The organism is Bradyrhizobium ingae, assembly GCF_055791185.1.
Genome location: NZ_JBVUBB010000033.1, coordinates 88,075 through 98,541, shown reverse-complemented (window position 1 = coordinate 98,541; position 10,467 = coordinate 88,075). Strand labels below are relative to the sequence as shown.

Annotated in this window: 13 protein-coding genes; 8 read left to right on the top strand and 5 right to left on the bottom strand. The window is 63.6% G+C overall.

The window, feature by feature from the left end:
* Together ACV1FX_RS32805 and ACV1FX_RS32800 are read left to right on the top strand one after the other, a co-directional pair.
* The coding region (locus ACV1FX_RS32805; protein ID WP_473121680.1) for a tetratricopeptide repeat protein at positions 1-516 on the top strand (516 nt) is incomplete at its 5' end.
* Positions 517-597: 81 nt separating this feature from the next.
* A complete protein-coding gene (locus tag ACV1FX_RS32800; protein WP_473121679.1) occupies positions 598-873 on the top strand; it encodes a DUF1488 family protein in 276 nt (91 codons plus the stop codon).
* A gap of 208 nt (positions 874-1,081) precedes the next feature.
* Here the strand turns inward: ACV1FX_RS32800 and ACV1FX_RS32795 are convergent, their stop codons facing one another.
* Positions 1,082-1,564, bottom strand: a complete 483-nt coding sequence (locus tag ACV1FX_RS32795) for a CinA family protein (protein ID WP_473121678.1) — start codon at positions 1,562-1,564, stop codon at positions 1,082-1,084.
* Between the two features lie 140 nt (positions 1,565-1,704).
* Between ACV1FX_RS32795 and ACV1FX_RS32790 the strand changes: the two genes are divergently transcribed.
* Genes ACV1FX_RS32790 through ACV1FX_RS32780 form a run of 3 tightly spaced genes read left to right on the top strand, consistent with a single transcriptional unit; the run spans position 1,705 to position 4,309 of the window.
* A complete protein-coding gene (locus ACV1FX_RS32790) occupies positions 1,705-2,763 on the top strand; it encodes an amidohydrolase family protein (RefSeq protein ID WP_473121677.1) in 1,059 nt (352 codons plus the stop codon).
* A gap of 23 nt (positions 2,764-2,786) precedes the next feature.
* A complete protein-coding gene (locus tag ACV1FX_RS32785) occupies positions 2,787-3,896 on the top strand; it encodes an amidohydrolase family protein (protein WP_473121676.1) in 1,110 nt (369 codons plus the stop codon).
* Positions 3,896-4,309, top strand: a complete 414-nt coding sequence (locus ACV1FX_RS32780; protein ID WP_473121675.1) for a Rieske (2Fe-2S) protein — start codon at positions 3,896-3,898, stop codon at positions 4,307-4,309. Before ACV1FX_RS32785 ends, ACV1FX_RS32780 begins: the two co-directional genes overlap by 1 nt.
* 116 nt (positions 4,310-4,425) lie before the next feature.
* Here ACV1FX_RS32780 and tcuC read toward each other — a convergent pair whose 3' ends face one another.
* Both tcuC and ACV1FX_RS32770 read right to left on the bottom strand, forming a co-directional pair.
* On the bottom strand, positions 4,426-5,757 hold the full coding sequence (tcuC, locus tag ACV1FX_RS32775; RefSeq protein ID WP_473121674.1) for a tricarballylate/proton symporter TcuC: 1,332 nt from the start codon (positions 5,755-5,757) through the stop codon (positions 4,426-4,428).
* Between the two features lie 140 nt (positions 5,758-5,897).
* Positions 5,898-6,791, bottom strand: coding sequence for a transcriptional regulator GcvA (locus ACV1FX_RS32770; protein WP_473121673.1), 894 nt, complete (start codon positions 6,789-6,791; stop codon positions 5,898-5,900).
* A 111-nt stretch (positions 6,792-6,902) separates the two neighbouring features.
* Between ACV1FX_RS32770 and ACV1FX_RS32765 the strand changes: the two genes are divergently transcribed.
* Both ACV1FX_RS32765 and ACV1FX_RS32760 read left to right on the top strand, forming a co-directional pair.
* Positions 6,903-7,106 carry a DUF1127 domain-containing protein gene (locus tag ACV1FX_RS32765; protein WP_473121672.1) on the top strand — a complete coding sequence of 68 codons (204 nt, stop codon included), beginning with the start codon at positions 6,903-6,905 and terminating at the stop codon, positions 7,104-7,106.
* Between the two features lie 68 nt (positions 7,107-7,174).
* Entirely contained in the window at positions 7,175-7,798 is a 624-nt protein-coding gene (locus tag ACV1FX_RS32760; RefSeq protein ID WP_473121671.1) for a GNAT family N-acetyltransferase, read from the top strand.
* A gap of 51 nt (positions 7,799-7,849) precedes the next feature.
* Here the strand turns inward: ACV1FX_RS32760 and ACV1FX_RS32755 are convergent, their stop codons facing one another.
* The gene (locus ACV1FX_RS32755) at positions 7,850-8,692 is read right to left on the bottom strand and encodes an oxidoreductase (protein WP_473121670.1); all 843 of its coding nucleotides are present in this window, start codon (positions 8,690-8,692) and stop codon (positions 7,850-7,852) included.
* A 122-nt stretch (positions 8,693-8,814) separates the two neighbouring features.
* On the opposite strand from ACV1FX_RS32755, the gene ACV1FX_RS32750 reads away from it, so the two are divergent.
* Positions 8,815-9,705: a LysR family transcriptional regulator gene (locus tag ACV1FX_RS32750; protein ID WP_473121669.1), complete on the top strand. Its 891-nt coding sequence runs from the start codon at positions 8,815-8,817 to the stop codon at positions 9,703-9,705.
* 15 nt (positions 9,706-9,720) lie between these two features.
* Here the strand turns inward: ACV1FX_RS32750 and ACV1FX_RS32745 are convergent, their stop codons facing one another.
* Positions 9,721-10,422, bottom strand: a complete 702-nt coding sequence (locus tag ACV1FX_RS32745; RefSeq protein ID WP_473121668.1) for an SDR family NAD(P)-dependent oxidoreductase — start codon at positions 10,420-10,422, stop codon at positions 9,721-9,723.
* Between the last annotated feature and the right edge of the window lie 45 nt (positions 10,423-10,467).

Here is a 10,467-nt window from a genome sequence, read left to right as displayed (position 1 = left end):
GGCGCGGGAGGTGTTGATCCCTTTGCGAGCACGTCCGCAGGCCAGAATCGGAATATGCCGGCGCCGTCCTATCCGAATCGCTCCGGCACGAAGGCCACCCAGAAGGGCAAGAGGCCCAACAACCAGTCGAGCATCGGCGATCCCGCCTTTGCGGAGGCCTATCGTGCCGCCTACGACACGATCTACGAGCGCAACGACTATGCCACCGCGATCGCACAGCTCAAGGCGCTCGGCCGCGATGACAATCCGAACGTTGCCAATCTCATCGGCTATTCCTACCGCAAGCTGGGTGACTACAAGCAGTCGCAGGTCTGGTACGAGCACGCCCTGGCGGTCGATCCGAACCACGTGCTGACCTGGCAATATTACGGCCTGTGGCAGCTCGAACAGGGCAATCGCGAGCAGGCGATGTATCACCTGGAAAGGATCGCCGCGATCTGCGGCACGAGTTGCGAGGAGTACAAGTCGCTCGCGGCAGCGCTGGACAAGCCGACGGGCACAGCGCTGGTGTATTGACGGCTGAATCACCCCAAAATCGGTGACAAGCCACAAAAATTTCCGCATTGTCCCGGCCGGGGGCGCGACCGGGACAAGTGGATGCCGCTGACGCGCGACAAGATCATTGGCCATGACCTCGAACGTCTGGCCTTCCGCTTCACCATGCTTGACGATGGCGAGGAGGTGACGTGCCAGATCAGTGACGCCGCGATGGACGAGCTCGCCGGCATGCAGGGTACGGAAAGCAGCGCGCGCCAGGCGCAGTTCCTGTCGCTACGCGAGACCATCGAACGTATGGCGTCGGATCTCTACGACGAAGCGCCGCGCTTCAGGGGGTATGTGGTGCGGATTTTTACCAAGCATCTGGGCAAGTAGCGTAACGGGTCCACAAATTGCCGACCTGGATGCATTGAGCAATATCTCTCGCCGTCACCCTGAGGTGCCGGAGCGAAGCGGAGGCCTCGAAGGGCGACGGCCCGGTTACGTCCCGGCGGCTCATCCTTCGAGGCTCGCAGCGCAGTGCCGATGCACTGCGCTACTCGCGCCTCAGGATGACGGGACAAGCAGCGTTGCGGATCGAACGTCACCCCTCCAAATTCTTCAGCAACAGCTTCAGCGCCGTGGCCGCAAACGTCTGCATGTTCGCGAAGCGGTCGTTGCTGCCGGTCTCCAGCGTCATCACCTCGGCCGCGGGGCCGGCAACCGCCATGCAGCTGTGGCCGGCGGCGTCGCCGTAGCGATTGCCGGTCGGGCCGGCCGCGCCGGTCTCGGACAGGCCCCAGTCGCAGCCGAAACGCTCGCGCATCCGTTCGGCGAGCAGTTTTGCGTAAGGCTCGGACGAGGAGCGAAAGCCCCTCATGCCGTCATCCCCGATATCCATCAGGGCGCGCCGCGCATCGCGCGTGTAGACGACGGCGCCGCCGAGGAAATAGGCCGACGCGCCGGGCACTGCGAGCAGGCTTGCAGCGATCAGACCGCCTGCGGAGGATTCCGCCACCGCGATCGTCTCTTTGCGCGCAATCAATTTGGCCGCAACCTGTTCCGCAATCCCCACGAGCTCTTTCATCTTGCGCCTCGCTTCCGAGCAACCTAGCTGAGCTCTTCTAGCATACGACAGCGGCGCTGGCCGAGTTGCAGGCGGCTTGCAGGCCTGCTTGAATGGCGTCAACAAGCGATGCGGCCAAGCGTGCGTGAAGAGGAAGCGTCATGACGTCCCTGATCGCCGGCGGCGTGGACTGCGACGTGCACCCGGCGGTGCCGCATCTCACCAGCCTGCTGCCATATCTGAACGATTACTGGCGCGACCAGGTGACGACGCGCGGCATGGTCGATCTGATCTCGCAATCCTATCCGCAGAATTCGCCGATCACGGCACGCCCCGACTGGCGTCCCGAAACCGGCAAGCCGGGATCGCAACTCGAAGACATGCAGCGCCATGTGCTCGATCCCTTTGCGCTCAGCTACGCCATCTGCAACCCGCTCTATGGCGTGCAGATGGTGTTTTCCGAAGACATGCAAGACGCCTTCTGCCGCGCGCTGAATGACTGGCTGGCGAGGGAATGGCTCGACCGGGAACCGCGGCTGCGCGGTTCGATCGTGATTCCCATTCAAAATATCGAGAAGTCGGTGGCGGAGATCGAACGCTGCGCGGCGGACAGGCGCTTCGTGCAGGTGCTGATGCTTGTGATGGGCGACACGCCACTGGGAAAGCGTGCGCTGTGGCCGATCTATGCAGCGGCGGAGCGACTCGACCTCGCGGTCGGCATCCATGCCGGTTCCGCCTATCATAACCCGCCGACCGCTGTGGGCTGGGGCTCGTATCACATCGAGGATTATGTCGGTCAGGCGCAAGCATTCCAGACCCAGCTCACCAGCCTGATCGTCGAAGGCGTGTTCGCCCGCCATCCGCGACTGAAGATGGTGATGCTGGAATCCGGGATCACCTGGATCGCGCCTTATCTCTGGCGGCTGCACAAGTTCTGGCGGGGGGTGCGGATGGAGACGCCCTGGGTCGATCGCGCACCACTGGAAATTGTGCGCAGCAACATTCGCTTCTCATTACAACCATTTGACGCGCCGCCGGAACAGGCGACATTAATTCGCCTGTTTGAGCATATGCAGTCCGACGAATTAGTCCTATTCTCGACGGACTATCCGCACTGGCAATTCGACGGCCAGGATGCGCTGCCCGAAGGTCTCACCCCCGATCTCGTGCGCAAGATCATGATCGACAATCCGCACGCAACCTACCCCCGCCTGACTTAGCCGCTGCCAAAGGAGGCAAGGCGATGAATATCCAGTTCCGCGAAGCGACCGAGTCCGCGTCTGCCCTGACCGCTAAAACCGCAATTGCGGACTGCGATATTCACCCGGCGCGCGCGACCCGAACCGAGCTCTATCCTTATCTCGCCAAGCGCTGGCAGCATCATCTCGACGTCTACGGCGTGCATGCCTATCAGGGCATGATGGAAGGCCCGCCCTATCCGAAAGCCCAGCCCAACGCTTCGCGCCGCGATGCCTATCCGCCGGAAGGCGGCCCGCAGGGCTCTTCGCTCTCCTTCATGCAGCAGCAGCATCTCGATCCGAACAACGTGCAGTTGGGGGTCCTCAATCCGCTCGGCACCGGCCAGGGCATCCGCAATCACGAACTCTCGGCGGCGCTGTGCTCGGCGATCAATGACTGGCAGATCGACAAATGGACCTCAAAGGACAAGCGGCTGAAGGCCTCGATCGTCGTCGGCAATGAGGATGCGATGACGGCGGCCGCGGAAATCCGCGAGCGTGCCGGCGACAAGAACTTCGTGCAGGTGCTTCTGCTGAGCCGCAACGTCGAGCCGCTGGGTCAGCGCCGCTATTGGCCGATCTATCAAGCCGCGGAAGAGGCCGGCCTCCCGGTTGGTGTGCACGCCTTCGGGTTCGGCGGCAATCCGATCACGCCGTCGGGCTGGCCGAGCTATTACATCGAGGAGATGGTGGGGCATTCGCAGTGCCAGCAATCGGCGCTCGCGAGCCTCGTTCTGGAAGGCGTATTCGAGCGCTTCCCGAAATTGAAGATGGTGATGATCGAGGCCGGCTTCGGCTGGGCGCCTTCGCTTGCCTGGCGGCTCGACAAGGTCTGGCAACGGCTGCGCAGCGAGGTGCCGCATGTGAAGCGGCCGCCGTCCGAATATATCCGCGCGCAGGTGTGGTGGACGACGCAGCCGATGGAAGATCCCGAGCGGCGCGAGGATCTGCTCGACGTCATCAAATGGATCGGCTGGGACCGGCTGTTGTTCGCGACCGACTATCCGCATTGGGACTATGACGAGCCATCGCGCGTGCTGCCGCCCGGCGTCAGTGAAGCGAGCCGCGAAGCGTTTTATCTCGGCAATGCGCGGAAGCTTTATGGGCTTAATTGATGGCGCGTCATGTAATCGCGCCTGTGGATGAGCTTCCGCCAGGCACGCGAAAATTCCTCGAGATCGACGGGCGGCCGATTGCGGTCTTCAACATCAAGGGCGAGTATTTCGGCCTCTTGAATCGCTGTCCGCACCAGGGCGCAGCGTTGTGCGAGGGCCCGCTGATCGGGCTCGCGCAATCCCAAATTCCCGGCGAGATCGAATACACCAGGCTGGGCGAGATCATCCGTTGCCCCTGGCACGGCTGGGAATTCGACGTGCGCACCGGACAATCCTACTGCGATCCCCGCCGCTTCCGCGTGAAGGCTTATCCGGCCCATGTCGAGCCGGGCGCGAGTGTCGTGAAGGGGCCGTATGTCGCCGAGACGATTCCGGTCAAGGTCGAGAGCGATTACGTGGTGGTAGAGCTTTAGCACCACGATCATTCCGGGGCGATGCGGAGCATCGAGCCCGGAATCCATGGCGCCGCATGAACGCCGGGAGAAATTGGATTCCGGGCTCGCCTCTTTGAGGCGCCCCGGAATGACGATCAGTGCCCCGCAACCGGCTCCGCCACCGGATCATACGTCGCCACTGCCTTGCCGCCGCCGCGATAGACGGTCGCGGCAGCGATGATGCCGAGCACGGCGGCGAACATCAGCCAGAAGCCGGGCGATGCCTTGTCGCCGGTCTTTTCGATCAGCCAGGTCGAGGCGAAGGGCGTGAAGGTGCCGAACAGGGCTGCGGCGAGCGCAAAGGCGAGCGAGAAGCAGGTGGTGCGCACATGCGCCGGCACGATCTCGACGAGCGCGCCGAGCATGGTGCCGCTGTAGACACCGAAATAGAACGAGAACATCATCTCGACGGCGAGCAGCTTGCCGAAGGTCGGCGCCGCCACCAGCCAATGCAGCGCCGGATAGGCGGTCAGCAGCGACAGGCAGGCGATGGTCAGCAGCACGGGCTTCCGGCCAACGCGGTCCGACAGCGCACCGCCGACCGGATTCCAGATGAAGTTGGTCACGGCGACGAGCAGCGTGACCAGCAGCGCATCCCGCGTCGACAGCTTCAGCACGTTCTTGCCGAAGGTCGGCGTGTAGACCGTGACGAAGTAGAACGTCGTGGTGGTGAGGATCGCGATCATCATGCCGAGGATGACGATGCGCCAGTTGGCGAGGGCCGATGAGAACACCTGCGCGGCGGTCGGGTGTTTCTTCATCGCCAGAAACTCCGGCGTCTCCTGAAGCGTTCGCCGCAGGAAGAAGATCAGGGGAATGATCAGGCAGCCGACGAAGAAGGGAATGCGCCAGCCCCAGTCCGCGACGGTTTCGGCCGGCATCAGTTCAGAGAGAACAAAGCCGAGGATCGACGCCACGAAGATCGCGACCTGCTGGCTCGACGATTGGAACGACGTGTAGAAGCCGCGGTTGCCCGGCGTCGAGATCTCCGCAAGATAAACCGACACGCCGCCGAGCTCGACGCCGGCGGAGAAACCCTGCAGCAGGCGGCCGAGCAGCACGATGATCGGCGCGGCAATGCCGATGGTCGCATAGCTTGGGCAGAACGCGATCACCACGGTGCCCATCGCCATGATCGCGAGCGTGACGATCAGGCCCTGGCGGCGGCCGATGCGGTCGATATAGGCCCCCAACACGATCGCGCCGACGGGACGCATCAAAGCGCCGAGCCAGAACACGCCGAAGGTGTTGAGCAGCGAGGCCGTCTCATTGGCCGCGGGGAAGAACGCCTTGCCGATCGCGGCGGCATAAAAGCCGAACAGGAAGAAATCGAACTGTTCGAGAAAATTGCCCGAGGTTGCGCGCAGGATGGCGCCGATGCGCGACTTGATCTGGGGCGGATTGGTTGAAGTGGCTGGTCCAGCCATGACGCTTGCTCCCTGAAGATGTGGCCGGACCGGAACTCAGTTTCACGGCGGGCGACGGATCGTGCTGCGACAATCTGTCTTACCCCTCCCGCGCGAGGGTGCGGGAGTCAATCGATTTCGCCGCCGAAGCTGATGATTCTTCAGGCTTTATTCTGCGCTGCAGCGACCAGCCAGTCGCGGAACGCGACCAGTTTCGTCCCCTCGCGACGGCCGTCCGGTGCGACCAGGTAGAAGCCGGCATCTGCGGGAAGCGCTATCCGGAAGGGCACCACGAGGCGGCCCTTGGCGATGTCGTCCTGGACGTAGGTGGTCCGTCCCATCGCCACCCCCATGCCGTCGATCGCCGCCTGCACCGTCATGAGCGTCATGTCGAAGGTGATGCCGGTCTGCTTGGAAATGTTGGTCGACAGCCCCGCGGCCGTCAGCCACAGCCGCCAGTCGTCGCCATTGTTGGTGTGCAGCAGCACGTGGTCTTTCAGGTCCTGAGGCGTGCGCAGCGGCCTGTCGCCCCTCAGCAGAGACGGGCTGCACACCGGGAACAGCTCGTCCCGCATCAGCCATTCGGCGCGCACGCCCGGCCATTGGCCGCGGCCGTAACGGATCGCGGCATCGACATTGTCGCGCTGGAAATCGACAAGGCTCGTCGATGTGGTGATGCGGACGTCGATGCCGGGATGCTGCTCCTGGAAATTGGTCAGCCGCGGCAGCAGCCATTTGGCGGCGAGCGAGGCGATGGTCGAGACGGTCAGCACCTTGTCGTCGTCCTTGCGGAGCAGCCGGTCGGTCGCGAGCCTGAGGTCGTTGAACGCGGCGCGCACGCCGGGGAGGTAGTCGCGCGCTTCGGGCGTCAGGGCCAGCGCGCGGTTCTGGCGCACGAACAGACGGATGCCGAGCTCCTCCTCGAGCCTGCGGATCTGATGGCTGATCGCGGTCTGCGTCACGTTCAGCTCGGTCGCGGCCAGCGTGAAGCTGAGGTGGCGTGCGGCGGCCTCAAAGGCGCGCAAACCGTTCAGGGAAGGCAATCTGGCAGTCATTTGGCAGCAGTATGCATGAGCTTATTTCATGCGAAAGGGTACAAATTGTCGTTTGTCGAAAGGCCGGGAGAAGCAGATATTACGGGCGTAAGTTAGCTCCAGGAGCTGAAAATGTCTACGCTGACCAACAATTCGATGACAAATCATCATGCGCCGAGCCTGCTCTACCAGATCGGGGAGACCCTGCATGTCTGGCATGAGCGCTACCGCACCCGCAGAGAGCTCACCCAGTGGACCACCCGCGATCTCCAGGACGTCGGCCTGTCCTGGAGTGACATTGCGTACGAAGCCGAGAAACCCTTCTGGCGGGCCTGATTGGCCGCCCGGCCGGCGCCGCCTCTGAAGAGGGGCGCCGGCGGTCCTTTCGGTCGCGGGAGACTCCCATGAGCATGCTCCGCCTGGATGACCTCAAGCAATATTCGGATACGCTGCGCATCCGCCACGGGGAGGCGCTTACGTTGCGCTTCGTCGAGCCGCGCGATACCGACGAGTTGCAGCACTATTTTCGTTCGCTGTCGGCTCGCTCCCGTTACAACCGCTTCTTCGGCGCACTGAGCGAGTTGCCGAAGGCGCTGCTGCACGATTTCACCCATGTCGGCGAGCGCGAACGCTTCAGCGTGATCGCGACCATGTTTGTCGATGGTTTCGAGACCATCGTCGGCGAAGCCCGCTATGCCTTCCATGCTGAGGCGTCGGCCGTGGAGTTCGGCTTGTCGGTCGACGACCGCTGGCAGGGCCACGGCATCGGCACGGCACTGCTCAAGAATCTCGAATGCCGCGCGGCTGCCTTCGGCGCCGAGCATATCTTCGGCGACACGCTGCGCGCCAACGACGTGATGATCTCGCTCGCCCGCAAATCCGGCTTTGCCTTCGTCAATCATCCCGACGACTGGAGGCTCGTTCGGTTCGACAAGCAGATCGCGATCGAACCGAAGGATATTCCCTGCGCAAGCTGGCGTCTCGCCGCCCTTTCCCGTCAGGCCGAAAGCCCCTCAGCCACGGCCTGACACGACTGAAAGCCCGGTTCTGGTGAAGTCAGAACCGGGCTGATTTTTTCATCACGCGGCCTGATCGCCGGTAAAGTCGGTCGATGTCGCCACCGTCAGCCACTCCGCAAGCTCCCGCGCGACAAAGGCGTTCTTGGCCTCGATTCGTTCCACGGTGTCGCTGCCGAGCGGCAAGCGCAGCGGCGGCTTGGCCGCATCCGCCAGTTTGAGGAAGGCCTGCGCCAGCTTGCGGGGATCGCCGCGCTGGCCGTGATTGACGTCGGCGGCGTGCGCGCGCGTCTTGCCGACGGTCTCACTGTAGTCATCGATCTGGAGTGCCGTCCGCGACAGCGAGGTCTCGTCGAGGAAATCGGTGCGGAAGAAGCCCGGCTCGACCACCGTCACCTTGATCCCGAGGGGAGCCACTTCGCCGGCCAGCGCCTCGCTGATGCCTTCGACCGCGAATTTGGTCGCTCCATAGACGCCCCAGCCGGGATAGCCGGTGTAGCCGCCGACCGACGAGATGTTGATGACGTGGCCCGAGCGTTGGCGGCGCATATGCGGCAGCACCGCGCGGGTGACGCTCAGCAGGCCGAACACATTCGTGCCGAACAGCTTTTGCGTTTCCGCGGCGCTCGCCTCTTCGATCGCACCGAGCAGGCCGTAGCCGGCATTGTTGACGAGGATATCGATGCGCCCGAACCGCTTCACCGCCTGACCTGCAGCCTCATGCGCTTCGGCCTCGCTGGTGACGTCGAGCCGGGTGGCCAGGAGCCGCTCGTGATTGCCGAGCCGCGCGGTGACGGATGAGGGATCGCGCGCGGTCGCGACCACGGCATCGCCGGCGCTGAGTGCCGCCTCGGCGATCAAAGCACCAAATCCGCGGGACGCTCCTGTGATGAACCAGACACGCATGGCCTTGGCCTTTCCATTTGAGGCCCCGGCGATGCGCCGAGGCTGATGGATGACGTGTAGCGCTTCGTCATAGATGATATAATCCGATATATATTCTACAAGCTGCTGAGAAAAATTCATCAATGCGGATCGACCCGTCCGACCTCGCGACCTTTCTCGCCATCGCACGTCACCGCAGCTTTCGGGCGGCGGCGACCGAGCTTGGCGTCACGCCATCGGCGTTGTCTCATGCGCTGCGGAACATCGAGGACCGGCTCGGCCTGCGGCTGGTGAACCGCACCACGCGCAGCGTGGCCTTGACCGAAGCCGGCGAGCGCCTGTTTGCCCGCATCAGTCCGGCCTTCCGCGATATCGATGACGCGCTCGAGGACCTCAATAATTTCCGCGGCAAGCCGGCCGGCACGCTGCGCTTCACCGCCGCGCGCCAGTCCGCCCAGCTCGTTCTGCTGCCGATCGTGACGCGCTTTCTGAAGGCGTTCGCGGACGTCAGCATCGAGATCATGATCAACGACGCCCTGATCGACATGGTCGCGGCCGGCTTCGACGCCGGCGTGCGCTTCGGCGAGACCATCGCCGCCGACATGATCGCGGTGCCGATCGGCCCGCGGCATCGCTTTGCGGTGATCGGCTCGCCTGCTTTCTTCAAGTCCCACAAGACGCCGACCACGCCGCACGATCTGAAGGACCTGCCCTGCATTCGTTACCGCTTCACCAGCGGCGCGCTCTATCATTGGGAGTTCGAGCGCGGCGGCATCGAGGTTGACATCGACGTTACGGGACCGCTGACGCTGAACGACCAGGATCTGATGGTCGATGCCGCACTCGATGGGCTCGGTCTCGCCTATGTGTTCGAAGGTCAGGTCGAAGACCTCCTGGCGAGGCGCAAGCTGGTTCGCGTGCTCGCCGATTGGTGTCCGGCCTATCCGGGCTTCTTCCTGTATTATCCGAGCCGCCGCCAATTGCCGGCAGCACTGCGGGCCTTTGTCGATTTCGCACGGATGCCTGCCGCGTAGCCCGACGCTATTGCCTCAAAACTTCTCCACCCAGGGCCGCAGCTCCATTTCCCATGTCCAGGCACTGCGCGGCTGTTGCAGCACATTCCAATAGCTCTGCGCGATCGCGTCGGGGTCGAGCATCGAGTCCGGTTTGTCCGGTGCTTCCGTGCGCGCTGCGCTGCGGATGCCGCCGTCGATGACGAAATGGGCGATGTGGATGCCCTGCGGCGCCAGCTCGCGCGCCATGCTCTGGGCAAGTCCGCGCAGGGCGAACTTGCCCATCGCGAACGGTGCTGATTGCGCATAGCCCTTCACGCTGGCCGACGCGCCCGTGAACAGGATCGCGCCGTGCTTGCTCTGCAGCATGCGCTTGGCTGCTTCCTGCGCCACCAGAAAGCCGCCGAAGGCGCTGACCGTGATCGACTGCGCGACATCGGTTGCGACGAGCTCGACGAACGGTCCGCGCGTCCGGCCGCTCGCATTGTAGATCACGACATCTGGCGTGCCTATCTCACGCTCGACAAGCCCGAACAGGCGCTCGACCTCCTCCGGCTTGGTCGCGTCGCAAGCGAAGGCTTTCGCGCCGGTCTCGCCGCAGAGCGCGCCGAGCTTTTCGATCTTGCGCGCGGCGAGCGCCACGCGCAGGCCTTGGGCGGACAACAGCCGCGCCAGAGAGGCGCTCAGGCCTTCGCCGGCACCGACGATGAGCGCGATGTTGTATTTGGGATGTTCCATGATGCGATCCTCTGGGGGCAGGAACAGCGGATCTATGCATGCTTG

Bases quoted from the DNA above. Each gene is read 5' to 3' on its own strand.
- ACV1FX_RS32790 (WP_473121677.1), top strand. From the start codon at position 1,705: ATGACGTCCCTGATCGCCGGCGGCGTGGACTGCGACGTGCACCCGGCG.
- ACV1FX_RS32770 (WP_473121673.1), bottom strand. From the start codon at position 6,791: ATGACTGCCAGATTGCCTTCCCTGAACGGTTTGCGCGCCTTTGAGGCC.
- ACV1FX_RS32745 (WP_473121668.1), bottom strand. From the start codon at position 10,422: ATGGAACATCCCAAATACAACATCGCGCTCATCGTCGGTGCCGGCGAA.
- ACV1FX_RS32785 (WP_473121676.1), top strand. From the start codon at position 2,787: ATGAATATCCAGTTCCGCGAAGCGACCGAGTCCGCGTCTGCCCTGACC.
- ACV1FX_RS32755 (WP_473121670.1), bottom strand. From the start codon at position 8,692: ATGCGTGTCTGGTTCATCACAGGAGCGTCCCGCGGATTTGGTGCTTTG.
- ACV1FX_RS32795 (WP_473121678.1), bottom strand. From the start codon at position 1,564: ATGAAAGAGCTCGTGGGGATTGCGGAACAGGTTGCGGCCAAATTGATT.
- ACV1FX_RS32750 (WP_473121669.1), top strand. From the start codon at position 8,815: ATGCGGATCGACCCGTCCGACCTCGCGACCTTTCTCGCCATCGCACGT.
- ACV1FX_RS32760 (WP_473121671.1), top strand. From the start codon at position 7,175: ATGAGCATGCTCCGCCTGGATGACCTCAAGCAATATTCGGATACGCTG.
- ACV1FX_RS32780 (WP_473121675.1), top strand. From the start codon at position 3,896: ATGGCGCGTCATGTAATCGCGCCTGTGGATGAGCTTCCGCCAGGCACG.
- tcuC (WP_473121674.1), bottom strand. From the start codon at position 5,757: ATGGCTGGACCAGCCACTTCAACCAATCCGCCCCAGATCAAGTCGCGC.
- ACV1FX_RS32800 (WP_473121679.1), top strand. From the start codon at position 598: ATGCCGCTGACGCGCGACAAGATCATTGGCCATGACCTCGAACGTCTG.
- ACV1FX_RS32765 (WP_473121672.1), top strand. From the start codon at position 6,903: ATGTCTACGCTGACCAACAATTCGATGACAAATCATCATGCGCCGAGC.